Origin of the sequence: Pseudomonas sp. VE 267-6A (genome assembly GCF_024126555.1) — a bacterium.
Taxonomy (GTDB): Bacteria; Pseudomonadota; Gammaproteobacteria; order Pseudomonadales; family Pseudomonadaceae; genus Aquipseudomonas; species Aquipseudomonas palmensis.
Genome location: NZ_JAMYBY010000001.1, coordinates 98,857 through 123,761, shown reverse-complemented (window position 1 = coordinate 123,761; position 24,905 = coordinate 98,857). Strand labels below are relative to the sequence as shown.

At 65.8% G+C, this 24,905-nt stretch carries 19 protein-coding genes; 12 read left to right on the top strand and 7 right to left on the bottom strand.

Features of this window, described 5'->3' with window-relative positions:
- Positions 1 to 61: 61 nt before the first annotated feature.
- From NJH59_RS00550 to creD, 4 genes are all read left to right on the top strand, one after another.
- Positions 62 to 562, top strand: a complete 501-nt coding sequence (locus NJH59_RS00550; protein WP_043863647.1) for an ATP-dependent zinc protease — start codon at positions 62 to 64, stop codon at positions 560 to 562.
- 141 nt (positions 563 to 703) lie between these two features.
- Positions 704 to 1,384, top strand: coding sequence for a two-component system response regulator CreB (creB, locus tag NJH59_RS00545; protein ID WP_043863648.1), 681 nt, complete (start codon positions 704 to 706; stop codon positions 1,382 to 1,384).
- The gene (creC, locus tag NJH59_RS00540; protein WP_043863649.1) at positions 1,384 to 2,817 is read left to right on the top strand and encodes a two-component system sensor histidine kinase CreC; all 1,434 of its coding nucleotides are present in this window, start codon (positions 1,384 to 1,386) and stop codon (positions 2,815 to 2,817) included. Before creB ends, creC begins: the two co-directional genes overlap by 1 nt.
- Before the next feature lie 94 nt (positions 2,818 to 2,911).
- Positions 2,912 to 4,246 carry a cell envelope integrity protein CreD gene (gene creD, locus NJH59_RS00535; RefSeq protein WP_043863650.1) on the top strand — a complete coding sequence of 445 codons (1,335 nt, stop codon included), beginning with the start codon at positions 2,912 to 2,914 and terminating at the stop codon, positions 4,244 to 4,246.
- Positions 4,247 to 4,425: 179 nt separating this feature from the next.
- Here the strand turns inward: creD and NJH59_RS00530 are convergent, their stop codons facing one another.
- The 5 genes from NJH59_RS00530 to aceE form a co-directional block, all read right to left on the bottom strand.
- Positions 4,426 to 5,058 (bottom strand): glutathione S-transferase, encoded by a 633-nt coding sequence (locus tag NJH59_RS00530; protein WP_043863651.1) that lies wholly within the window; start codon positions 5,056 to 5,058, stop codon positions 4,426 to 4,428.
- A gap of 9 nt (positions 5,059 to 5,067) precedes the next feature.
- Positions 5,068 to 5,733 carry a peptide-methionine (S)-S-oxide reductase MsrA gene (gene msrA / locus NJH59_RS00525; RefSeq protein ID WP_043863652.1) on the bottom strand — a complete coding sequence of 222 codons (666 nt, stop codon included), beginning with the start codon at positions 5,731 to 5,733 and terminating at the stop codon, positions 5,068 to 5,070.
- 69 nt (positions 5,734 to 5,802) lie between these two features.
- Positions 5,803 to 8,496 (bottom strand): GGDEF and EAL domain-containing protein, encoded by a 2,694-nt coding sequence (locus NJH59_RS00520; RefSeq protein WP_043863653.1) that lies wholly within the window; start codon positions 8,494 to 8,496, stop codon positions 5,803 to 5,805.
- A gap of 317 nt (positions 8,497 to 8,813) precedes the next feature.
- Positions 8,814 to 10,451: a dihydrolipoyllysine-residue acetyltransferase gene (gene aceF / locus NJH59_RS00515; RefSeq protein ID WP_253086218.1), complete on the bottom strand. Its 1,638-nt coding sequence runs from the start codon at positions 10,449 to 10,451 to the stop codon at positions 8,814 to 8,816.
- Between the two features lie 13 nt (positions 10,452 to 10,464).
- Entirely contained in the window at positions 10,465 to 13,110 is a 2,646-nt protein-coding gene (gene aceE, locus NJH59_RS00510) for a pyruvate dehydrogenase (acetyl-transferring), homodimeric type (RefSeq protein WP_043863655.1), read from the bottom strand.
- 382 nt (positions 13,111 to 13,492) lie between these two features.
- Between aceE and glnE the strand changes: the two genes are divergently transcribed.
- The 8 genes from glnE to NJH59_RS00470 all read left to right on the top strand — a co-directional run bounded on the left by glnE (position 13,493) and on the right by NJH59_RS00470 (position 23,554).
- Entirely contained in the window at positions 13,493 to 16,429 is a 2,937-nt protein-coding gene (glnE, locus tag NJH59_RS00505) for a bifunctional [glutamate--ammonia ligase]-adenylyl-L-tyrosine phosphorylase/[glutamate--ammonia-ligase] adenylyltransferase (protein ID WP_229588945.1), read from the top strand.
- Between the two features lie 163 nt (positions 16,430 to 16,592).
- Complete coding sequence (gene waaF, locus NJH59_RS00500) at positions 16,593 to 17,642, top strand: lipopolysaccharide heptosyltransferase II (protein ID WP_043863657.1); 1,050 nt, start codon at positions 16,593 to 16,595, stop codon at positions 17,640 to 17,642.
- 1 nt (position 17,643) lies between these two features.
- On the top strand, positions 17,644 to 18,702 hold the full coding sequence (waaC, locus tag NJH59_RS00495) for a lipopolysaccharide heptosyltransferase I (RefSeq protein WP_054915991.1): 1,059 nt from the start codon (positions 17,644 to 17,646) through the stop codon (positions 18,700 to 18,702).
- Positions 18,702 to 19,826 (top strand): glycosyltransferase family 4 protein, encoded by a 1,125-nt coding sequence (locus tag NJH59_RS00490; RefSeq protein WP_088514278.1) that lies wholly within the window; start codon positions 18,702 to 18,704, stop codon positions 19,824 to 19,826. Before waaC ends, NJH59_RS00490 begins: the two co-directional genes overlap by 1 nt.
- Positions 19,823 to 20,629 (top strand): lipopolysaccharide core heptose(I) kinase RfaP, encoded by an 807-nt coding sequence (gene rfaP, locus NJH59_RS00485; protein ID WP_253086217.1) that lies wholly within the window; start codon positions 19,823 to 19,825, stop codon positions 20,627 to 20,629. Before NJH59_RS00490 ends, rfaP begins: the two co-directional genes overlap by 4 nt.
- Positions 20,629 to 21,363 (top strand): lipopolysaccharide kinase InaA family protein, encoded by a 735-nt coding sequence (locus NJH59_RS00480; RefSeq protein WP_078480851.1) that lies wholly within the window; start codon positions 20,629 to 20,631, stop codon positions 21,361 to 21,363. The genes rfaP and NJH59_RS00480 overlap by 1 nt, the downstream gene beginning before the upstream one ends.
- Entirely contained in the window at positions 21,360 to 22,112 is a 753-nt protein-coding gene (locus NJH59_RS00475; protein ID WP_054915989.1) for a lipopolysaccharide kinase InaA family protein, read from the top strand. Before NJH59_RS00480 ends, NJH59_RS00475 begins: the two co-directional genes overlap by 4 nt.
- Positions 22,112 to 23,554 carry a lipopolysaccharide kinase InaA family protein gene (locus NJH59_RS00470; protein ID WP_043863663.1) on the top strand — a complete coding sequence of 481 codons (1,443 nt, stop codon included), beginning with the start codon at positions 22,112 to 22,114 and terminating at the stop codon, positions 23,552 to 23,554. The genes NJH59_RS00475 and NJH59_RS00470 overlap by 1 nt, the downstream gene beginning before the upstream one ends.
- A gap of 75 nt (positions 23,555 to 23,629) precedes the next feature.
- Here NJH59_RS00470 and NJH59_RS00465 read toward each other — a convergent pair whose 3' ends face one another.
- The gene (locus NJH59_RS00465) at positions 23,630 to 23,812 is read right to left on the bottom strand and encodes a hypothetical protein (protein WP_088514279.1); all 183 of its coding nucleotides are present in this window, start codon (positions 23,810 to 23,812) and stop codon (positions 23,630 to 23,632) included.
- Complete coding sequence (locus tag NJH59_RS00460; protein WP_253086216.1) at positions 23,799 to 24,902, bottom strand: PepSY domain-containing protein; 1,104 nt, start codon at positions 24,900 to 24,902, stop codon at positions 23,799 to 23,801. Before NJH59_RS00460 ends, NJH59_RS00465 begins: the two co-directional genes overlap by 14 nt.
- Positions 24,903 to 24,905 lie beyond the last annotated feature (3 nt).

Below are 24,905 nucleotides of genomic sequence, written 5' to 3'. Positions count from 1 at the left end.
GCGACGAACCTATGCTGCTGCGGCAGTCTAAACACAGACTTTTCTCAAGGAAGCTGACCCGGTGAAATCCGTACTTGCACTGCTTTCCCTGCTGGCCTTGCCGGTGATGGCCGCCGAGCCGACCCTGTATGGCCGTTATGAATACATTGGCGTGGCGGACCTCGACCAGACGTTCAAGGCCAAGATGGACACCGGCGCGCTGACCGCGTCGCTGTCGGCCAAGGACATCGAGCGCTTCAAGCGCGATGGTGAGGACTGGGTGCGGTTCCGCCTGGCGACCAAGGATGCCGACGGCAAGGTGTATGAACACAAGGTGGCGCGCATCAGCAAGATCAAGAGCCGCGCCGATGAAGACGAGGACGGCGAAGCACCCGACCCGGCCAAGCGTCCGGTGGTGGAGCTGGAGTTGTGCCTGGGCGACGTCAAGCGCACGGTGGAGGTCAACCTGACCGACCGCAGCAGCTTCAACTACCCGCTGCTGATCGGGGCCAAGGCGCTGCGCGAGTTCGGCGCGGCGGTGAACCCGGCGCGCCGGTTCACGGCGGGCAAGCCTGAATGCTGAGTTGAATCCATCGCGGCTCAAGCCCGCTCCCACAAGGGCCGTCGTTCTCCCGTGGGAGCGGGCTTGAGCCGCGACAGGGCCTTGTCAGTCGAGGGATAATCCCCTACAAGTGCACCCAAACCTGCCAGGCCTGCACCGCCCATGCCCCACATACTGATTGTCGAAGACGAAGCGGCCATCGCCGACACCCTGATCTTTGCCCTGCAAGGCGACGGTCACAGCACCGAATGGGTGACCCTGGGTAGCGCCGCGCTGGAACAGCAGCGTCAGCGCCCGGCTGACCTGATCATTCTCGATATCGGCCTGCCGGATATCAACGGCTTCGAAACCTGCCGCCAGCTGCGCCGCTTCAGCGAGGTGCCGGTGATGTTCCTCAGCGCCCGCGATGGGGAGATCGACCGCGTGGTGGGCCTGGAGATCGGTGCCGACGACTATGTGGTCAAACCCTTCAGCCCGCGTGAAGTGGCGGCGCGGGTACGCGCCATCCTCAAGCGCATGACCCCGCGCAGCGAACCCGAGGCCCCCGAGACGCCCTTCAGCATCGACTCCCAGCGCCTGCAGATCAGCTATCGCGGTCAATCGCTCACCCTCACCCGGCACGAATTTCGCCTGCTGCAATGCCTGCTCGAACAACCCGAACGGGTGTTCAGCCGCGAGCAACTGCTGGATGCCACCGGCGTGCCGGCCGAGGCCGGCTACGAGCGCAACGTCGACAGCCACATCAAGAGCCTGCGCGCCAAGCTGCGCACCGTGCAGGCCGACGCCGAACCTATCCAGACCCACCGCGGCCTGGGCTACAGCTACAGCCCCGGGCACAGCTGATGCGCCTGGGCATCCGCATCTTCCTGGTGTACTTCCTGTTCGTCGGGCTGACCGGCTACTTCATCCTCAACACCGTGCGCGAACAGGTGCGCCCGGGTGTGCGCCAGTCCACCGAGGAAACCCTGGTGGACACCGCCAACCTGCTGGCCGAGATTCTGCGCGACGAGGTCAAGGCCGGCACCCTCGGCCAGGGCCGGCTGCCCGAGCTGCTCAAGGCTTACGGCAAGCGCCAGCCCAGGGCCGATATCTGGGGCTTGGCCAAGAACGAGGTCAACCACCGCATCTACGTCACCGACGCCAACGGCAAGGTGTTGCTCGACTCCAGCGGCGAAGCCCTGGGCCAGGACTATTCGCGCTGGAACGACGTGTACCTGACCCTGCGCGGCGAGTACGGCGCCCGCTCCACCCGCAGCGATCCGGACGACCCGGAGTCGTCGGTGATGCACGTGGCGGCGCCGATCATCGATGCCGGCAAGATCATCGGCGTGGTCACCGTGGCCAAGCCGAACAAGTCGTTGCAGCCGTACATCGATCGCTCCGAGCGGCGCCTGTTCAACCTGGGCCTTGGCCTGATCGTGCTGGGCCTGCTGGTGGGCGCCGGGCTGTCGTGGTGGCTGGCGCGCTCGCTACGTCGGCTGACGCGCTATGCACAGGCGGTCAGCGAGGGTGAACGCGTGGCCTTGCCGCATTACCGCGGCGGCGAGCTGGCGCAACTGGCCGGTGCGGTGGAGCGCATGCGCACGCAGCTGGAGGGCAGGGCGTATGTGGAGCGCTACGTTCACACCCTGACCCACGAGCTGAAAAGCCCGCTGGCGGCGATTCGCGGGGCCAGCGAGCTGCTGCAGGGGCCGATGAGCGACGAGCAGCGCCAACGCTTTGCCAGCAATATCGAAAGCGAGAGCGCGCGCATGCAGCAGTTGATCGAGCGGCTGCTGGACCTGGCTCAGGTCGAGCAGCGCCAGGGCCTGGAAGACCAGCAGCAGGTGCCGCTGGCGGCGCTGGTGGACGAGGTGCTGCTGGCCCAGAGCGCGCGCATCGAAAGCGCCGGCCTGCAGGTGCGCCAGCGGGTACCGGCCAGCGTGCGGCTGCTGTGCGAACCGTTTCTGCTGCGCCAGGCCATCGGCAACCTGCTGGAGAACGCTCTGGACTTCACCCCGCCAGGCGGCCTGCTGGTGGTCGATTTGGAGACACGGGGCCCACGGCTGGCGCTGAGCCTGTACAACCAGGGGGCGGCGATCCCGGACTATGCCCTGGGCCGGCTCAGCGAGCGCTTCTACTCGCTGCCGCGCCCGGGCACGGGGCGCAAGAGCACAGGCCTTGGGCTGAACTTCGTCGAGGAAGTGATGCAGCTGCATGGCGGCTCGCTGGAGGTGGCCAACGTCGAGGACGGCGTGCGGGTGCGCCTGTGGCTGCCCAACGAGCGGCTGGGCTGAGCTCCACGCACTCTCCACATAACTCCACACAAGCGCCCAACCCGCTCCATGCACGGCGGGCAGACTGGCTCCATCGAAACCGGAGCCATTGCCCATGAACCGAACCCTGAGCATCAAACTGGGCGCCATCGCCTTTCTGATCGTGTTGCTGCTGATACCCCTGCTGATGATCGGCGGCCTGATCCAGGACCGCCAGCAGCAGCGCGACAGTGTGGTCGAGGACATCGCCCAGAGCTCCAGCTACAGCCAGCAGATCAGCGGGCCGCTGCTGGTGGTGCCGTACCGCAAGATCCAGCGCACCTGGAAAACCGTGGATGGCAGCACCCAGCAGCAGACCAGCACGGTGGCCGGGCATCTGTACTTTCTGCCCGAAACCCTGGAGGTCGACGCCAAGGTCGACACCGAGCTGCGTTCGCGGGGCATCTACCAGGCGCGCCTGTTCCACGCCGACAACCGCATCAGCGGGCAATTCAAGGTGCCGGCGCAGTGGGGCATCACCGAAGACTTCGACGATTACCGCTTCGACCCGGCGTTTCTGGCCGTGGGCATCAGCGATATCCGCGGTATCGAGAAGAGCCTGGAACTGAACGTGAATGGCCAGTCGCTGGCCTTCGCCGCGGGCACGGGGCTGGGCTGGCTGGGCGGCGGTGTGCACGTGACGCTGCCCGACCTGGACGGCCGCGCCGAGACCCGCCTGGACTACGCCTTCGACCTGAGCCTGCAGGGCACCGGGCGCCTGCATGTGCTGCCGGTAGGGCGCAGCACCACGGTGAACATGGCGGCGAACTGGCCGCATCCAAGCTTCATCGGCAACTACCTGCCCATCAGCCGCGAGATCGACGCCCACGGCTTCAGCGCGCGCTGGCAGACCTCGTTCTTCTCCACCAACCTGGAGGATGCGCTGACCCAGTGCGTGGTCAACAACGCCTGCGACGACTTTCACGGGCGCAGTTTCGGCGTGAGCTTCGTCGACCCGGTGGACCAGTACCTCAAGAGCGAGCGGGCGATCAAGTATGCGCTGTTGTTCATTGCGCTGACCTTTGCCGGGTTCTTCCTGTTCGAGATTCTCAAGAACCTCAGCGTGCACCCGATCCAGTATGCGCTGGTGGGTGTGGCCCTGGCGTTCTTCTACCTGCTGTTGCTGTCGTTGTCGGAGCACCTGGGGTTCGGGTTGGCGTATGCGCTGTCGGCGGGCGGCTGCGTGCTGCTGATCGGCTTCTACCTGTGCCACGTGCTGCGCAGCCTGGCGCGCGGGCTGGGGTTTGCGGCGGGCTTGCTGGTGCTGTACGCGATGCTCTACGGGCTGCTGGGCGCCGAGGACTACGCGCTGCTGATGGGCTCGTTGCTGCTGTTCGGCCTGCTTGGGGTGTTCATGGTGCTGACACGCCGCCTGGACTGGTATCAGGTTGGGCAGGGGATCTTGAAATGAGCGGATTGAGAGAGGAACGCACGCTGGGGGCTGTGATGGTGGGGGAAATCAGATTGATCTGGGCTGCCGAGATCAGCGTCGACTTCATCGCGGGTCAAGCCCGCTCCCACAGGTCCGGTACAAGCCTCAAGGGCAGCAGCAGATCTGTGGGGGTGAGCTTGACCCGTGATGAGGCCCGATCAGGCCACAGAAGGGGCGGTCTTTAGCATCGATTCGCGCTGACTCACCTCGGCATACCAGGCTGCCAGTTTCGGCTGGCGCTCGCGCCAGCCAAGGTCCGGCAGGCGCAGGTCGATGTAGCCCAGCGCGCAGGCCACCCCGATTGCCGCTACGTCGAACACCGAGGCCAGTTCGGCCAGGTGCTCGTCTTCCAGGTGCGCCAGCGCGCGCCGGATCTTGTCCTGCTGGGCGTCGACCCACGGCGTCCAGCGCTTCTCTTCAGGGCGCAGGAAGGTCTCGTAGCGCGCCACCACCGCCGCGTCCATGATCGCATCGGCCAGCGACGCCAGGGTCAGGCGCCGCCAGCGCGCCGGGCCTTCGCGCGGGATCAGCGGGTTGCCCACATGCTGATGGTCGAGAAACTCGACGATCACGCGGCTGTCATGCAGCACCGTGCCGTCCTCTAGGCGCAACGCCGGGATCTTGCCCGCCGGGTTGCCCAGGTTCAGCTCGGCATCGGTCTTGATCGGGCTCAGGTCGACGGGATGCAGGGCTACCCGCTCGGCCTGCCCGGTCTCGTGCAGCAGCACGCGAACCTTGCGTACGAACGGCGAGGCGGCGGCATGGAACAGGGTCATGCTCGGTGTGCTCATGGCGTGGCCTCAGTTGCCTTGCAGGCTGGGTGGCAGGCACACGCCAGTGCCGCCGATGCCGCAGTAGCCATTCGGGTTCTTGGCCAGGTACTGCTGGTGATAGGCCTCGGCGAAGTACACGGTCGGTGCCTGGGCGATCTCGGTGGTGATCTGGCCGAAACCGGCCTTGTTCAGCTCGGCCTGGTAGGCCTGCCTGCTGGCCTCGGCCAGTTCCAGCTGTTCGGGGCTGGTGCAGTAGATGGCCGAACGGTACTGGGTACCGACGTCGTTGCCCTGGCGCATGCCCTGGGTGGGGTTGTGCAGCTCCCAGAACATGGTCAGCAGGTCCTGGTAGCTGACCTTGGCCTTGTCGAACACCACCAGCACCACTTCGGTGTGGCCGGTCAGGCCCGAGCAGACTTCTTCGTAGGTGGGGTTGGGGGTGAAACCGCCGGCGTAGCCGACCACGGTGCTGACCACACCTTCACGCTGCCAGAAGCGCCGCTCGGCGCCCCAGAAACAGCCCAGGCCGAAGATCGCGAAATCGACGTCTTCGAAGAACGGGCCCAGCAGCGGGGTGTCTTCGAACACGAAATGCTTCTCGGGCAGCGTCATCGGGGTCTCGCGACCCGGCAGCGCCTGTTCGGCGGCAGGCAGTACGTTTTTGTTCACCAGAATCTCCGAGCGCAGGACCATGGGCGGTTCCTCTTCAAGGCAGGATGTGTAGGGGGTAGACCCGTAGTGTGCCCGAGTGTTTCGCCGCTGTCAGGCGATTGGGCCACGCGGATAGCGCTTGAGTTTTTCGATCAGCTCGCTGCCGGGGATCGGCCGGTCGAACAGGTAGCCCTGGCCGACGTCGCAGCGGTGGCGGCGCAGGAACGCCAGCTGTTCGGCGGTCTCGATGCCTTCGGCCACCACCTTGAGCTTGAGGTTGTGAGCCATGGCCACCACTGCCGAGGTGATTTCCATATCGTCCTGGTTGTCCGGGATCTCGTGGATGAAGCTGCGGTCGATCTTGATGATGTCGATCGGGAATTTCTTCAGGTAGCTGAGCGAGGAGTAGCCGGTGCCGAAGTCGTCCATGGCCAGGGTCAGGCCCAGTTGCTTGAGCTCGTCGAGCTGGCGGTGGGTATCCTCGGTGGCTTCGAGCAGCAGGCCCTCGGTCAGTTCCAGTTCCAGCAGGTGTGGCGGCAGGGCTTCTTCCTTGAGGATGTTGGCGATCGAGCTGACCAGCTCCGGGTCGGAGAACTGCTTGGGCGACAGGTTGATCGCCACCTGCAGGTTGCCCATGCCCTCGGTGCTCAGCAGCTGGCTCATGCGGCAGGCCTGGCGCGCGATCCACTTGCCGATGGGGATGATCAGCCCGGTTTCCTCGGCCACGCTGATGAACTGGTCGGGGCGGATCATGCCCCGCTCCGGGTGGTTCCAGCGTAGCAAGGCCTCCAGGCCGAGCAGGCGGCCGCTGCGCAGGCACAGCTTGGGCTGGTAGAACACGTCCAGTTCGTTCTGGGTCAGGGCGCGGCGCAGGTTGTTTTCCACGAACAGCTTGTAGCTGGCCTCGGCGTTGAGCGCCTCGGTGAACACCTGCACCTGGTGCTTGCCGTTGGCCTTGGCCTTGTGCAGGGCCAGGCCGGCGTTCTTCATCAGGGTCTGCGGGTCGCGCCCGTGCAGCGGCGCACACGCCAGGCCCACCGAGCCGGTCACGCTGATCAGCTGGTTGTCGACGAACATCGGCTTGTCGAGGGTGTTGAGCAACTGCTGGGCCACCTGCTGGCCGGCATCCAGGCTGCTGTCCTCCAGCAGCACGGCGAATTCGTTGCTGGCAAAGCGCGCCAGGCTGCCACCGGGGCTCAGGCTGTTGCGCAGGCGCCGGGCCAGGCTGATCAGCAGCTTGTCGCCGGTCTGGTGCCCGAGGCTGTCGTTGATGCGCTTGAAGTTGTCGATGTCCACCAGCAGCAGGCAGATGGGGCTGTCGCTGTCGCGCTCGAAGCGCTCGTCGAGGCTGCGGATGAACGCCGGGCGGTTGCCCAGGCTGGTGAGGTTGTCGGTGTAGGCCAGGCGTTCGATGCGCTGCTGGGCCAGCTTGCTCTGGGTGATGTCTTCGTAGATGCCGATGTAGTGGGTCAACTCGCGGTTGTCGCCATACACCTTGGAGATCGACAGTTGGCCCCAGTAGGGCTCGAGGTTCTTGCGCCGGCTCTTGAATTCGCCCTGCCAGCTGTTGCCCATGGCCAGGCTCGACGGCGAGTCGAACAGCAGCTCGCTGAGGTTCTCCAGTGCGGTGAGCTCGGACAGGCGGTGGCCATGCACCTCTTCGGGTGTGTACTGGGTGATCTCGGTGAAGCTGGGGTTGACGTATTCCACCACGCCATCGCGGTTGACCAGCAGAAAGGCGTTGGCGCTTTGTTCCACCGCGCGCTGGAACAGGTGCAGGGCGCTGGTGGCGGTGCGCCGGTTGTGGTTGTTGATGACCTGGGCGAACTGGTCGGCCAGCTCACCGGCAAAGGCGATTTCATCCGATTGCCAGGCTCGGGTCGAGCCGCTGTGTTCCAGGCAGAGCACGCCGACCACCTGGCCGTCGATGCGGATGCTGGCATCGAGCATGGCGTGGATACCGCGCTGGCGCAGGCTCTCGGAGATTTCGCGGGTGCGTGGGTCGCGCGCCGCGTTGTGCGCATCGATGGCGCGGCTGGTGTGCAGCGCCTCGAGGTAGTCGGGAAATCGCCCGGCATCGATCGCCTCGGGCAGGCGGTACTCCTGGGTGGCGCGGTAGAACGCCGAGATCGGTTCCAGTTGCTGGCCTTCCAGGTACCAGATGCTGGCGCAGTCGATGCTGTAGATTTCGCAGGCACTGCGGGTGATCAGCTCGGCGGCTTCCTGCAGCGAGTTGTCGGCGCTGTAGCGCTGGCGCGCCAGGCGCAGGATCAGGTCCTGCTGGGCGCGTACACGCTCCAGGTGCTCGAGCTGTTCCTGCTGCGCCTGCTGGTTGAGCTGCAGGGCGATCTGCAGGCGGTTGTTGCGGGTTTCGAGTTCTGCCGCCGAAAGGTCGGGTGTGTCGTTGGGCTGGGCATCGAGCACCAGCAGATAGCCGCGCAGCAACTGGCGGTTGTGCTGCCGGTAGGCTTCGCCCAGCTCCAGCATATTGAGCGGGCCCAGACTGGTGTGCAGGGTATAACGCACCAGGTAGTACGGACGCTGCGCCAGTTGCAGCTCGATGGTGTCGTGCAGCTTGTAGCGTGCCTCGGGCTCCATCAGGCTGGCATAGGGCGAGCCGATCAGCGCACACAGGTCGACGGCCGCCTGGCCGAACTGACGCTCGCAGCCCGGGTCGAGGAACAGCATGGCCCAGCTGGCCTCATTCAGCCGCTCGAAACGCAGCATGCCGAGCCGCGAAGGCACCGGCAACTGCGTCACTACCTCGGCCACCGTACGGCTGGCGGCATCAGGTTGGCTTTTCATGGGAAGCTCGCTTCAAGAAGGCTGTTGGCGCGGGCTGGGCGAAGTGCTGCTACGCGTTTGAGCAAGGTTGCATCATGTGCTTGAGGCTGACAAGCAATAGAGTGGCCTGGCTTGATCTGTATCGGCTGACAGGTACAAATTCTTCAGTAATGCCGCGACGGATTGCGTCTGGCGGTGCCGCTCAAGGTGGGGCGTTGAGCGGCACGGCATGAATCGCAGGCAAAAAAAGCCCCGCCAGATGGCGGGGTTGAGGTACGAGCGTGGCAGCTCGAAAACAGTGTCCGTGCTCCCCGGCAGGGGAGCACGGCGGGCAGCAGTTACAGCAGCATGGTGCGGATGTCGGTCAGCAGCTCGCCCAGGCGCTTGGTGAAGCGCGCGGCAGCGGCACCGTTGATCACGCGGTGATCGTACGACAGCGACAGCGGCAGCATCAGCTTGGGCTGGAACGCCTTGCCATCCCACACCGGCTGGATGGTGGCCTTGGACACACCCAGGATCGCCACTTCCGGCGCGTTGACGATCGGCGTGAAGCCGGTGCCGCCAATGTGACCGAGGCTGGAGATGGTGAAGCAGGCGCCCTGCATGTCGTCGGCAGAAAGCTTCTTGGTGCGGGCCTTTTCAGCCAGGGCCGCCGCTTCTGCAGCCAGCTGCAGCAGGCTCTTCTGGTCGACGTTCTTGATCACGGGGACCAGCAGGCCGTCTGGCGTATCCACGGCGAAACCGACGTTGACGTACTTCTTGCGAATGATCGCCTTGCCGCTAGGGGCCAGCGACGCGTTGAAGTCCGGCAGTTCCTTGAGCAGGTGCGCACAGGCCTTGAGCAGCAAGGGCAGCACGGTCAGCTTGACGCCGGCTTTCTCGGCCACGGCCTTCTGCGCAACGCGGAAGGCTTCCAGCTCGGTGATGTCGGCGCTGTCGAACTGGGTCACGTGCGGCACGTTCAGCCAGCTGCGGTGCAGGTTGGTGGCGCCAGCCTGCATCAAGCGGGTCATCGGCACTTCTTCGGTTTCACCGAAGCGGCTGAAGTCGACGGCCGGAATCGGCGGGATGCCCGCACCACCGGTCGCGCCGGCAGCCGGTGCTTCCTTGGCCTTCTGCATCATGGCCTTGACGTACACCTGCACGTCTTCCTTGAGCACGCGGCCGTGCGGGCCGCTGGCAGCCACGGCGCTCAGCTCGACGCCGAACTCGCGGGCCAGCTGACGCACGGCAGGGCCGGCGTGAACCTTGGCACCGCTTGGCGCTGGCGCAGCGGCCGGGGCCGGTGCGGCTTCGGCCTTGGCAGCCGGTGCGGCGGCAGGCGCAGCAGACGGGGCCGCTTCAGCCTTGGCAGCCGGTGCAGCAGCGGCAGGCGCTGCTGGCGCGGCGGCGCCCTGGACCTTGAGCTTGAGGATGAAGTCGCCAGTGCCGACTTCGTCTTCGAGCTTGACGCCGATGCTTTCCACCACGCCGGCAGCCGGCGACGGGATTTCCATCGAGGCCTTGTCGGACTCCAGGGTAATCAGCGACTGGTCGGCTTCGACGCTGTCGCCGACCTTGACCAGCAGCTCGATGATCTTGGCCTTGCCCGACGAGCCGATGTCCGGCACGTGGATGTCCTGCACAGTGGCAGCCGCAGGTGCAGCGGCCGGTGCCGGGGCAGCCTCTGCAGCCGGGGCGGCAGCAGGCTTTTGTTCGGCGGCAGGCGCAGCGTCAGCCGGTGCCTCGGGCGCCGCAGCGGCGCCCTCGACTTCCAGTTCCAGCAGTTCGTCGCCTTCTTTCAGGCGGTCGCCCAGCTTGACCTTCAGGGCCTTGATCACACCGGCCTTGGGGGCCGGGATCTCCATGGAGGCCTTGTCCGACTCCAGGGTCAGCAGGCTCTGGTCGGCTTCGATACGGTCGCCGACTTTGACGAACAGCTCGATGATTTCACCTTCACCGCTGCCGATGTCAGGTACGCGAATGAGTTCGCTCACTTAAAAATACTCCTCAGCAGTCCAGTGGGTTGCGCTTGTCCGGGTCGATGCCGAACTTGGTGATGGCATCGGCCACGACCTTCGGTTCGATCTCGCCACGGTCAGCCAGGGCTTCCAGGGCAGCCAGCACCACGAAGTGACGGTCGACTTCGAAGAAGTGACGCAGCTTCTTGCGGCTGTCGCTGCGACCGAAGCCATCGGTACCCAGGACCTTGAATTCCTTGCTCGGTACCCACTGACGAATCTGCTCGGCGAACAGCTTCATGTAGTCGGTAGAGGCGATGACCGGGCCCTTGCGGCCGCCCAGGCACTCCTCGATGTAGGTCTGCTTGGGCTTCTGGCCAGGGTGCAGGCGGTTGCTGCGCTCCACGGCCAGGCCGTCGCGACGCAGTTCGTTGAAGCTGGTGACGCTCCACACGTCGGCACCGACGTTGAACTCTTCACGCAGGATCTTCGCCGCTTCACGCACTTCGCGCAGGATGGTGCCGGAGCCCATCAGCTGGACGTGGTGCGCTGCGTCCTTGGTATCTTCCTCGAGCAGGTACATGCCCTTGATGATGCCTTCCTCGACACCGGCCGGAATGGCAGGCTGCTGGTAGGACTCGTTCATCACGGTGATGTAGTAGAAGACGTCCTGTTGCTCTTCGGTCATCTTCTTCATGCCGTCCTGGATGATCACCGCCAGCTCGTAGCCGTAGGTCGGATCATAGGTGCGGCAGTTCGGGATGGTCGCGGCCAGCATGTGGCTGTGACCGTCTTCGTGCTGCAGGCCTTCACCGTTGAGGGTGGTACGCCCGGCAGTACCGCCGATCAGGAAGCCACGGGTGCGGCTGTCGCCAGCGGCCCAGGCCAGGTCGCCGATACGCTGGAAGCCGAACATCGAGTAGAAGATGTAGAACGGCAGCATCGGCTGGTTGTGGTTCGAGTACGAGGTACCGGCGGCGATGAACGACGACATGGCGCCGGCTTCGTTGATGCCTTCCTCGAGGATCTGGCCCTTCTTGTCCTCGCGGTAGAACATCACCTGGTCCTTGTCGACGGGCTCGTAGAGCTGACCGACGGACGAGTAGATGCCCAGTTGGCGGAACATGCCTTCCATACCGAAGGTACGCGCTTCGTCCGGGATGATCGGGACGATGCGCTGGCCGATTTCCTTGTCCTTGACCAGCTGCGCGAGGATGCGCACGAAGGCCATGGTGGTGGAGATTTCACGGTCGCCCGAGCCGTCCAGGATCGCCTTGAGGGTTTCCAGTGGCGGGGTCGGGATGCTGAAGCTCTTGGCCCGGCGCTGTGGCACGAAACCGCCCAGGGCAGAACGGCGCTCGCTCAGGTAACGGGCTTCGGCGCTGCCTTCTTCAGGCTTGAAGAACGGCAGGTTTTCCAGGTCTTCGTCCTTGACCGGGATGTCGAAACGATCGCGGAAGTGACGCAGGCTGTCGACGTCGACCTTCTTGGTGTTGTGCGCGGTGTTCTTGGCTTCGCCAGCACCGGTGCCGTAACCCTTGATGGTCTTGGCCAGGATGACCGTAGGCTGGTCCTTGTGGTTGACCGCCTGGTGGTAGGCTGCATAGACCTTGTACGGGTCGTGGCCACCACGGTTGAGCTTCCAGATCTCGTCGTCGGACAGGTCGGCGACCATGGCCTTGAGTTCAGGAGTGTTGAAGAAGTGCTCACGGACGAACGCGCCGTCCTTGGCCTTGTAGTTCTGGTACTCGCCGTCGATGACTTCGTCCATGCGGCGCTGCAGGATGCCGTCGACGTCCTTGGCCAGCAGTGGGTCCCAGAAACGGCCCCAGACCACCTTGTTGACGTTCCAGCCACCACCACGGAACACGCCTTCGAGTTCCTGGATGATCTTGCCGTTGCCGCGAACCGGGCCGTCGAGGCGCTGCAGGTTGCAGTTGATGACGAAGATCAGGTTGTCCAGCTTCTCGCGGCCTGCCAGGGAGATCGCACCCAGGGATTCCGGCTCGTCGCACTCGCCGTCGCCCATGAAGCACCAGATCTTCTGCTTGCCGGCAGGGATGTAGCCGCGGCTTTCCATGTACTTCATGAAACGTGCCTGGTAGATCGCCTGGATCGGGCCCAGGCCCATCGACACGGTCGGGAACTGCCAGAAGTCAGGCATCAGCCACGGGTGCGGGTAGGACGACAGGCCTTGACCATCGACTTCCTGACGGAAGTTGTTCATCTGGTCTTCGCTGATGCGGCCTTCCATGAAGGCACGGGCGTAGACGCCCGGCGAGGCATGGCCCTGGAAGTAGATCAGGTCGCCGCCGTGCTCGTCGGTCGGGGCCTGGAAGAAGTAGTTGAAGCCGATGTCGTACAGCGTGGCGCTGGAGGCGAAGCTGGAGATGTGGCCGCCCAGGTCCGAGTCTTTCAGGTTGGTGCGCATTACCATGGCCAGCGCGTTCCAGCGGACCAACGAGCGAATGCGGCGTTCCATGAACAGGTCGCCAGGCATGCGTGCTTCGTGGGTGACGGGAATCGTGTTGCGGTATGGCGTGGTGATGGCATACGGCAGCTGGGAGCCACTACGGGTGGCCAGCTCGCCCATACGGGTCATCAGATAGTGAGCGCGGTCTTCGCCTTCTTTGTCGAGAACCGACTCCAGGGCGTCCAGCCATTCCTGGGTTTCGACGGGATCGAGGTCTTGCATGGCTTGCTCCAGGGCGGAAAGGCTTCCAGAATCGGTTGCCTGAGTTTGCGACTGGCCTTTTGGGCAGACGACATGAAATTCTTGGATTACCGGGCGTTGTACCGGCGGCGTGTAGTTTTACTACAAATCGATCCTCATTACATGCGTTGACAGTAAAAAAGCAGTAGTAAAACTACACGGATAAGCTCGTGGCCCCTGTTCGGGTTGTGGGATAAAACGATACCGGTGGTTAAAAACTGGTCGGCATGCGGTTGTTTGCGATGATTTCTATCAAAGAATTACGTTTTTCAGCTATTTATGACCTTTGTACGACAGTCGAACCGTACGCCGAGTTCCCTTGCCCAAGTGCCACCAACCCTTTCACGCCGATCAAGGATAGACCATGAGCCTGCCCCTGCTGGCCGAACTGCCCGCTGCCCTGCAACCGCTGGTCAGCCGTAATGCCACCTCTTTGCGCAACGCCGTCGCGGCCGTCGACGGGCTGAGCCTGGACGACTGGAACGAGCAGCGCTGGACCGAGTTCGCCCGCGTGGCGGCGGCCAGCGATTTCGTGCTTGAACAGAGCGTGCGCGACCCGGCGATGCTGCTGGCCCTGGCCGCCAGCGGCGAGCTCGACCGCGCCTTCGCCGCCGGCGAGTTGTGTGCCCAGGTGGCCGGTGCGGCGCAGGCCGCCGGCAGCGAAGACGAACTGGCGCGCAACCTGCGCCGCCAGCGCACCCGCCAGCAGGTGCGCATCATCTGGCGCGACCTGACCCGCCAGGCCGACCTGGTGCAGACCTGCCGCGACCTGTCCGACCTGGCCGATGCCGCCATCGACCAGGCGTATCAATGGCTGTACCCGCGCCTGTGTGCGCAGTTCGGGACCCCCACCGGCAATCGCAGCGGCCTGCCCCAGCAGATGGTGGTGCTGGGCATGGGCAAGCTGGGGGCGGTGGAACTGAACCTGTCGTCGGACATCGACCTGATCTTCGCCTACCCCGAGGGCGGCGAAACCGTGGGCGTGAAGCGCCCGCTGGACAACCAGGAGTTCTTCACCCGGCTGGGCCAGCGCCTGATCAAGGCACTGGACCCGATCACCGTCGACGGCTTCGTGTTCCGCGTCGACATGCGCCTGCGCCCCTACGGCTCGTCCGGCGCGCTGGTGCTCAGCTTCAATGCACTGGAGCAGTACTACCAGGACCAGGGCCGCGACTGGGAACGCTACGCCATGATCAAGGCCCGTGTGGTGGCCGGCGACCAGCAGGCCGGCGCGCAGCTGCAGGACCTGCTGCGCCCGTTCGTGTACCGGCGCTACCTGGACTTCTCGGCGATCGAGGCGCTGCGCACCATGAAGCAGCTGATCCAGCAGGAGGTGCGGCGCAAGGGCATGGCCGAGAACATCAAGCTGGGCGCCGGTGGCATCCGCGAGGTGGAGTTCATCGCCCAGGCGTTCCAGCTGATCCACGGCGGGCGCGACCTGAGCCTGCAGCAGCGACCGCTGCTCAAGGTGCTGGCGACGCTCGAAGGCCAGGGCTACCTGCCGCCGGCGGTGGTGAGCGAGCTGCGCGAGGGCTATGAGTTCCTGCGTTATACCGAACACGCCATCCAGGCCATCGCCGACCGCCAGACCCAGATGCTGCCCGACGACGAACTGGACCGCGCACGTATCGCCTTCATGCTCGGTTTTGCCGACTGGGCGAGCTTCCACGCGCAACTGATGCACTGGCGCGGGCGCATCGACTGGCACTTCCGCCAGGTGATCGCCGACCCCGATGAAGAGGAAGGCGAAGAGGGCGAAGTGGTGGTCGGTGGCGAGTGGCTGCCGCTGTGGGAAGAAGCCCAGGACGAAGAGGCCGCCTGCCGCCAGTTGACCGACGCCGGCTTCGCCGATGCGGCCAGGGCGCTCAAGCAGCTGGCCAGCCTGCGCGCCAGCCCGCAGTTGCGTGCCATGCAGCGCCTGGGCCGCGAACGCCTCGATGCCTTTATACCGCGCCTGCTGGCGCAGGCGGTGGAGCACGCCGACCCGGACCTGGTGCTCGAACGCGTGCTGCCGCTGGTGGAGGCCGTGGCGCGGCGCTCGGCCTACCTGGTGCTGCTGACCGAAAACCCCGGTGCGTTGCGCCGCCTGCTGACCCTGTGCGCCGCCAGCCCGTGGATCGCCGAGCAGATCACGCGCTTCCCGCTGCTGCTCGATGAACTGCTCAACGAAGGCCGCCTGTTCAGCCCGCCCCAAGCACCGGAGCTGGCCGCCGAGCTGCGCGAGCGTCTCACGCGCATCCCCGAGGATGACCTTGAACAGCAGATGGAAGCGCTGCGTCACTTCAAGCTGGCCCACAGCCTGCGCGTGGCCGCCTCGGAAATCGCCGGCAACCTGCCGCTGATGAAGGTCAGCGACTACCTGACCTGGCTGGCCGAAGCCATTCTCAACCAGGTGCTGGCCCTGGCCTGGCGCCAGACCGTGGCGCGTCATGGCCAGCCAAGGCGCAGCGATGGCAGCCTGTGCGACCCCGGCTTCATCATCGTCGGCTACGGCAAGGTCGGCGGCATCGAGCTGGGCCACGGCTCGGACCTGGACCTGGTGTTCATCCACGACGGTGACCCCCAGGCCGAGACCGATGGCGCCAAGCCCATCGACAGTGCGCAGTTCTTCACCCGCCTGGGTCAGCGCATCATTCACCTGCTGACCACCCAGACCAACTCCGGCCAGCTGTATGACGTGGACATGCGCCTGCGCCCGTCCGGCGCTTCGGGTTTGCTGGTGAGTTCGCTGGGCGCCTTCGAGCGCTACCAGCGCAACGAGGCCTGGACCTGGGAACACCAGGCACTGGTGCGTGCGCGGGTGCTGGTGGGCTGCCCGCAGGTGGGGGCGGCCTTCGAGGGGGTGCGGGCGCAGGTGCTGGGACAGGCCCGCGACCTGGACAAGCTGCGGGCCGAAGTCAGCGACATGCGCGCCAAGATGCGCGACAACCTCGGCACCCGGGCGACCCAGGCCGGGCTTGGGCCCAACGCCTTCGACAGCGGGGTTGCCTTCGATATCAAGCAGGATGCCGGTGGTATCGTCGATATTGAATTTATGGTGCAATACGCGGCCCTGGCCTGGTCCCACACGCACCCGGCACTGCTGCGCTACACCGACAACATCCGCATTCTCGAAGGGCTGGAGGAGGTCGGGCTGATGCCGGCCAGCGATGCAATTTTGTTGCGTGAAGTGTACAAGGCCTTCCGCTCCGCCGCGCACCGCCAGGCCCTGCAGAAGCAGGCCGGGGTGATCGACGCCGGGCAGTTCGTCGACGAGCGCCGGCAGGTACGGCGCATCTGGGGCGAGCTGGGGTTGACCTGAACGCGGGCTGAACAGCCACCAGGCGATACGGCGCAATGAAGCGGCGGCGACCACGTCCTACACTGAGTGGCGTACACTGGTCGCACCACGCCTGATTATAAAGAGGGGAGGCCAGGCTGTTGGAAAACAGGCTGTAGCCTCCCTGATCGTTTCTGGATAAAGCATGAGAATTTTGATCATTGGGCCCAGTTGGGTGGGCGACATGGTAATGGCGCAGACGCTGTTCCATGTGCTGAAGCAGCGTCACCCCGCGTGCGTGATCGATGTGCTGGCACCCGAATGGAGCCGCCCGATCCTCGAGCGCATGCCCGAAGTGCGCCAGGCCTTGAGCTTCCCGCTCGGCCACGGCGCGCTGGAACTGGCCACGCGCCGGCGCATCGGCAAGTCGCTGGCCGGTCAGTACGACCAGGCGATCCTGCTGCCCAATTCGCTCAAGTCTGCGCTGGTGCCGTTCTTTGCCGGTATCGCGCAGCGCACCGGCTGGCGCGGCGAGCTGCGCTACGGCCTGCTCAACGATGTGCGCACCCTCGACAAGGCGCGCTACCCGCTGATGATCGAGCGCTTCATGGCCCTGGGCTACCCCGCCGGTGCCGAGCTGCCCAAACCCTACCCGCGCCCCAGCCTGCAGATCGAGACCGCCAGCCGTGATGCGGCGCTGGCCAAGTTCGGCCTGAGCCTGGACCGCCCGGTGCTGGCGCTGTGCCCCGGCGCCGAGTTCGGCGAGGCCAAGCGCTGGCCTTCGGAGCATTACGCCAAGGTCGCGGAAATCAAGATTCGCGAAGGCTGGCAGGTGTGGCTGTTCGGCTCCAAAAACGACCATGCGGTGGGTGAATCGATCCGCGAGTGGCTGATCCCGGGCCTGCGTGAAGAGTCGGTGAACCTCAGCGGCGAGACCTCGCTCGCCGAGGCGATCGACCTGCTGTCGTGCAGCGATGCGGTGGTGTCCAACGATTCGGGGCTTATGCACGTGGCTGCAGCGCTCAATCGCCCGCTGGTGGCGGTGTACGGGTCGACCTCGCCGGGCTTCACCCCACCGTTGGCCGACCAGGTCGAGGTGGTGCGCCTGGGGCTGGAATGCAGCCCGTGCTTCGACCGCACCTGCCGCTTCGGCCACTACAATTGCCTGCGTCTGCTGGAACCGGAGGCGGTGGCCTCGGCGTTGCAGCGGCTCAACGGTCCGTCGCTGGTCGACGTCACGGTCGAGGTCGATTAAGTTGCGGGTACTGCTGATCAAGACCTCCTCGCTGGGGGATGTCATCCACGCGCTGCCGGCACTGACCGACGCGGCGCACGCCATTCCCGGCATCCGCTTCGACTGGGTGGTCGAGGAAGGCTTCGCCGAAATCCCCACCTGGCACCCTGCGGTCGATCACGTGATCCCGGTGGCCATCCGTCGCTGGCGCAAGAACCTCTGGCAAACCTTGAAGAACGGCGAATGGCGCCAGTTCAAGAAGCGCCTGCGCGAGCGCAAGTACGACCTGGTGATCGACGCCCAGGGCCTGGTGAAAAGCGCCTGGCTGACCCGCTACGTCAAGGCGCCGGTGGCCGGGCTGGACCGCTACTCGGCACGCGAGGGGCTGGCCAGCCGCTTCTACGACCGGCGCCTGTCGGTGGCCCGCGGGCAGCATGCGGTGGAGCGGGTGCGCCAGCTGTTCGCCCTGGCGCTGGGCTACGACCTGCCCTCGGGGCTGGGTGACTACGGCCTGGATCGCTCGCGCCTGGAAGAGATACCCACCAAGCCCTACGTGGTGTTCCTGCATGGCACCACCTGGGACACCAAGCACTGGCCCGAACTGTACTGGCGCCAGTTGGCCGAACGCCTGGGGCGTGCCGGCCTGCATATCTGCCTGCCATGGGGCAACCCGGCCGAAAAGGCCCGCGCCGAGCGCATCGCCCAGGGCCTGAAGAACGCCCAGGTGCTGCCCAGGCTGAACCTGGCCGGGGTCGCCCGGGTGCTGGCTGCCGCCAAGGCCTGCGTGGCCGTCGACACCGGCCTTGGGCACCTGGCGGCGGCACTCGATGTGCCTACCCTGTCGCTGTTCGGCCCTACCAACCCGGGCCTGACCGGGGCCTACGGCAAGGCCCAGGTGCACCTGGGCAGTGACTTCCCCTGCGCCCCGTGCCTGCAGAAGAAGTGCACCTACAAGCCGAGCGCCGACGACCGGCGCCGGTTCGATCTCAAACGCGAGTGGCCGCTGTGCTTCACTCGCCTGAACCCCGAGCGTGTGGCGAGCCAGTTGAGCGCGTTGCTGCGGGCAGAGGATGTGCGTTGATGCAACTGGCCTTTGTGCTCTACAAGTATTTCCCCTTCGGCGGCCTGCAGCGTGACTTCATGCGCATCGCCCTGGAGTGCCAGCGCCGTGGCCACCAGATCCGGGTGTATACCCTGATCTGGGAGGGCGACGTGCCCGAGGGCTTCGAAGTGCTGGTGGCGCCGGTCAAGGCGCTGTTCAACCATAGGCGCAACGAGAAGCTCACCGACTGGATGCAGGCCGACCTGGCCAGGCGCCCGGTCGACCGCCTGATCGGCTTCAACAAGATGCCGGGGCTGGACGTGTACTACGCCGCCGACGGCTGCTTCGAGGACAAGGCGCAGAACCTGCGCCACTCGCTGTACCGCCGCTGGGGTCGCTACCGCCACTTTGCCGAGTACGAGCGTGCGGTGTTCGGCAAGGACGCCAAGACCCAGATCCTGATGATCTCCGAGGTCCAGCAGCCGCTGTTCGTCAAGCACTACGACACCCCCGCCGAGCGCTTCCACCTGCTGCCTCCGGGCATCAGCCAGGACCGCCGGGCGCCGGCCAATGCCGCCGAGATCCGCGCCGAGTTTCGCCGCGAGTTCAACCTGGCGGACGACGAGCGCCTGCTGGTGCAGATCGGCTCGGGCTTCAAGACCAAGGGCGTGGACCGCAGCCTCAAGGCGCTGGCCGCCTTGCCCAACAGCCTGCGCAAGCGCACCCGGCTGATGGTCATCGGCCAGGACGACCCCAAGGTGTTCCAGCTGCAGAGCGCGACCCTGGGGCTGACCGAGCAGGTGCAGTTCCTCAAGGGCCGCAGCGATATCCCGCGCTTTCTGCTCGGGGCCGACGCACTGATCCACCCGGCCTACAACGAGAACACCGGCACCGTGCTGCTCGAAGCCGTGGTGGCCGGGTTGCCGGTACTGGTTTCGGCAGTGTGCGGCTATGCCCATTACATCGCTGAGGCCGATGCCGGCCTGGTGCTCGACGAGCCGTTCGAGCAGGAGCAACTCAACCGCTACCTGCAACGTATGCTCGAAGACGATGCGGCGCGTGCCGACTGGGGCCGCAACGGCCTGGCATTCGCCGACACCGCCGACCTGTACAGCATGCCGCAGCATGCGGCCGACGTGATCCTGGCGCAGGAGCGCGCATGAAACTGATACTGGCTGAACCCTTCAAGCGCCTGTGGGCCGGGCGCGATGCCTTCGACGCCGTCGAGGCCCTGCAAGGCGAGGTGTACCGCGAGCTGGAAGGCCGGCGCACGCTGCGCACCGAGGTCGAGGGCAACGGTTATTTCGTCAAGATCCACCGCGGCATCGGCTGGGGCGAGATCTTCAAGAACCTGTTCACCGCCAAGCTGCCGGTGCTCGGTGCCGGCCAGGAATGGCAGGCCATCCAGCGCCTGCACCAAGTCGGGGTGCCGACCATGACCGCGGTGGCCTACGGCGAACGCGGCAGCAACCCGGCGACCCAGCATTCGTTCATCGTCACCGAGGAGCTGGCGCCCACCGTCAGCCTCGAGGACTTCAGCCTCGACTGGGTCAGGACGCCGCCGGCGCCGCGTCTCAAGCGCGCGCTGATCGCCGAGGTGGCGCGCATGACCGGCATGATGCACCGCGCCGGGGTCAACCACCGCGACTGCTACATCTGCCACTTTCTGCTGCACACCGACCGCCCGGTAACCCCGGACGAATTCAGGCTGTCGGTGATCGACCTGCACCGGGCCCAGACCCGCGCCAGCATTTCCCGACGCTGGCGCGACAAGGACCTGGCCGCGCTGTACTTCTCGGCGCTGGACATCGGCCTGACCCGACGCGACAAGCTGCGCTTTCTGCGCGGCTACTTCCAGCAGCCGCTGCGCCAGATCCTGGCCGAGCACGCCACCTTGCTGCGCTGGCTGGAGGGCAAGGCAAACAAGCTCTACGAGCGTAAACAACGGTATGGGGACGCGCTCTGATGGCGGGTTGGACACTGGAGCCGGCCTACTCGGCCCTGGCACAGGATTTCGGCAGCATCGATGCGGTGTTCGCGCTCAAGGGCGAACGCCTCACCCACGACCCGCTCAGCGAAGTGATTCGCGTGGAGCGCGGCGGGGTGAACTACTACGTCAAGCGCTACACCGGCGCCGGCAAGGGCCTGCGCCGCTACCTGGGGCGCCCGCGGATCAAGGCCGAGTGGCAGAACCTCAAGCAGTTCGCCAAGTGGGACATCCCCACCGCCGAGGTGGTGGCCTGCGGCCTGGAGCGGCGCGGCTTCGCCTTCCACCGGGGCGCCATGATCACCCGCGAGCTGCCGCGCACCGAGGACCTCTCGGCACTGGCCAAGCGCAACGACCCGCGCCTGGCAGATGCCGGCTGGGTCGACCATGTCAGCCGACAGCTGGCCCGCCACACGCGGGTGATGCACGACCATCACTTCACCCACAACGACCTCAAGTGGCGCAACCTGCTGGTCGATGACAAGGGCATGCTGTTCTTCATCGACTGCCCGACCGGTGCGTTCTGGGTCGGCTTCATGCTGCGCTATCGCATCACCAAGGATCTGGCCTGCCTGGACAAGGTGGCCAAGTATCACCTGTCGGCCACCCAGCGCCTGCGGTTCTACCTGCAATATCGCCGTCGCGATCGCCTGAACGCGTCGGACAAGCGCCGCGTGCGGCACGTCGTGACGTTTTTCGAGGGGCGCGAATGAGTGATTTCCTGGCCAGTGCCGAAGCTGCACTGCTTGAACGCCACGGCCTGAACAGCTTCGAGGCGCTGTGGGCGCTGCAGCTGGACGCCGTGGACGAGCCCAACACCGGGCGCGGCGGCTGGAGCCGCGTGTACCGCCTGGAGCTGGAGGGCAAAGGGTTCTACCTCAAGCGCCAGAGCGACTACCTCACGCGCACCCTGCACAGCCCCTTCGGCGAGCCGACTTTCGCCCGCGAGTTTCGCAACATCAAGCGCTACCAGAAGCTGCAGATCCCGGCCTTGCAGGCGGTGTTCTACGCCGAGCGCAGGGTCGACGGCGAGCGCCGCGCGATCCTGATGACCCGTGCGCTGGATGACTGGAGCGATCTTGACCACCTGCTCGGGCAGTGGCCGCAACTGGCCCTGGAGCAACGCCAGGGCATCCTGCGCGCCTGTGGCGAACTGGCCCGCACGGTGCACGCGGCGGGGCAGGTGCATGGCTGCTTCTACCCCAAGCACATCTTTTTGCGCGAGCGCAGCGAAGGCTGGCAGGCGCAGTTGATCGACCTGGAGAAAACCCGGCCGCTGCTGCTGGGCCAGCGTGATCGCCTCAAGGACCTGGAGCCGCTGCTGCGTCGTGCTGGCGCATGGAGCGAGAGCGATGTACGGCTGATGCTGGCCGCCTACCTGGAGCAACCGGCCGACAGTACGCTGGTGGATACCTGGCTGCAGCGCCTGCTGCATCGCCGTCGTGAAAAAGAGGCCCGCTGATGCGTTTGTCTGAACTCAAGGACGCCGGGCGCAGCCCGCAACTGCCATTGAGCATTGCCCTGGCCGACGCCGCCGGGCCGGCCGAGCTGCAACTGCTCAGCCTGCTGCGGGTGCTGCCGGGGCAGCGGTATGTCGGTGCCGGGATCTGGCGTGGCAAGCCGGTGCTGGCCAAGCTGCTGGTGGGCAGCAGCGCCGCCCGCCACTTCCAGCGCGAACTGGACGGTGCGCGCCTGCTGGCCAGCCAGGGGCTGACCACGCCGTTGCTGCTGGCCGACGGCCTGCGTGAAGGCGAGGGCGGCTGGCTGCTGTTCGAATTTCTTGAGCACGCCCACAGCCTGGCGGATGCCTGGGCGGCGGTCGAGGGCCTGCCGGTGCTTGCCGATGCCCAGCAGGAAGTGCTGGGCGAAGCCCTGCGCGCCGTGGCGCAGATGCATGCCAAGGGCCTGTGGCAGGCCGACCTGCACCTGGACAACCTGCTGCGCCATGGCGGGGAGCTGTACCTGATCGATGGCGCGGGGGTGAAGGCCGAAACCCCGGGCCAGCCGCTGTCGCGTCAGCAGGTGCTGCAGAACCTGGGGGTGTTCTTTGCGCAGTTGCCCAAGCGCCTGGAGCCCTTCGTCGAGGAACTGCTGGTTCACTACGTGCTGGTCAACGGCGAGCATGCGCTGCCGCTGGAAGCCTTGCAGAAGCAGATCGACAAGGTGCGCAGCTGGCGTCTGAAGGACTACCTGGACAAGGCTGGTCGCGAGTGCACGCTGTTCAGCGTGCAGCGCGGGGCCTCGGGCCTGCGCGCGATCCGTCGATCGGAGGTGGCGGCCATGCTGCCGGTGCTGGAGCAGGCCGACGCGCTGATCGACCAGGGCCACCTGTACAAGACTGGCGGCGCGGCGAGCGTGGCACGGGTCGAGGCGGGCGGTCGCAGCCTGGTGCTCAAGCGCTACAACATCAAGAACACCGCCCACTGGTTCAAGCGCTTCTGGCGCCCCAGCCGGGCCTGGCATTCGTGGATCGAAGGGCATCGCCTGGAGTTCCTCGGCATCGCCACGCCCAGGCCGCTGGCGGTGCTGGAGCAGCGCGTGCTGGGGCTGCGCAGCCGTGCGTACCTGGTGACCGAGTATGCCGACGGGCCGGACCTGATCGAGAGCTTTGCGCCCTACGTCGACAGCGCCGAGGTGCCAGAGGAGCAACTGCAAGCGCTGCAGACCCTGTTGCAGCAGCTGATGGGCGAACGCATCAGCCACGGCGACCTGAAGGGCCACAACCTGTTCTGGCAGGACGGTCAATGGTCGCTGATCGACCTTGATGCGATGTGCCAGCACGCCACCCAGCTCAGTTTCGCCAAGGCCTTCGCCCGTGACCGGGCGCGGTTGTTGCGCAACTGGCCGGCGGACAGTGCGTTGCACCAGCGGCTGGATGAGTGCCTGCCGAAACTGGCTGACTGACCTGCGCCTTCGCCGACAAGGCCGGCTCCTGCAGACGACGTGAAACCTTGCAGGCGCCGGCCTTGCCGACCAAGACTATCGCGCGGCCGGCCAAAAACCTCGCAGGCTGTACCCCACCGGCAGGGCCAGCCCCACCCACGCCAGCACATCCCACGGGCCATCCCCCAGCAGCGCCGCGAACAGCCCCACTGCGCCCAGCAGGGCAATCAGGCCCGGCATGCCGAACACCTTCCAGAACCTCGATTCACGCTTCATCACGTCGCCTGCGCACCCACCACAAATACACGCCGCTGCCGAGCACGATGATCGTCAGCACATCCAGCAGCGCCCATAGAATCTGCATCGGCCGGCCGCCGTAGTCGCCAAAGTGCAGCGGCTGCGACAGGCCCATCGCGTCCATGTACCACGGCCGCTCGCCAATCGCCGTCACCTGCAGGGTGCTGGCATCGATCAGTACCGGGGTCAGCAGGTGAGCGGTCAGGTGGGTGCTGCCCTTCATGAACACCGCATAGTGGTGCTCGCTGGAAAAGCGCGTGCCGGGGAAGGCGATGAAGTCCGGCTGCATGCCCGGCGCCGCCTCGGCGGCAATGTCCAGCAGACGGCTGGCCGGGGCCAGTGCGGTCAGCGGCGGTGCATCGCGGTACGGTGCGATCATCGCGCTGAGGCTGTCGTTGCGCCAGGCGGCGATGACCAGGTCGGACAGCGCGCTGATCACCCCGGTCACGCCCACCACCAGCGCCCAGGTCAGGGTCACGATGCCGATCAGGTTGTGCAGGTCGAGCCAGCGCAGGCGCCGCGATTTGTCGTGGCGTACCGTGGCGAACTTCAGCCTGCGCATGAATGGCGCGTACAGCACCACCCCGGAGATGATCGCCACCACGAACAGCAGGCCCATGAAGGCCAGCAGCAGCTTGCCCGGCAAGCCGGCGAACATGTCCACATGCAGGCGCAGCATGGTCAGCATGAAGCCGCCGTTGGCCGAGGGCATCTCCACCACCTCGCCACTACGCCCGTCGAGCATGAAGGTGTGCGACGAGTTGGGCTCGGTACCGGCGGTGGCGGCCATGATCGCGATCACGCCGTTGCTGTCGTCCTCGTCCCAGCCGAAGTACTGCATCACCTCGCCCGGGCGATGGGCCTGGGCCTTGAGCACCAGGGCCTGCAGGTCGAGTCTGGGTGTGTCGGCGGGCATTACCTTGAGCTCGGGCGCATCGCCCAGCAGGTGGTCGATCTCGTGGTGGAAGATCAGCGGCAGCCCGGTCAGCGCCAGCAACAGCAGAAACAGCGTGCACACCAGGCTGCTCCAGGTATGCACCCACGACCAGCGACGTATGGTTTGGCTCTTCATCGT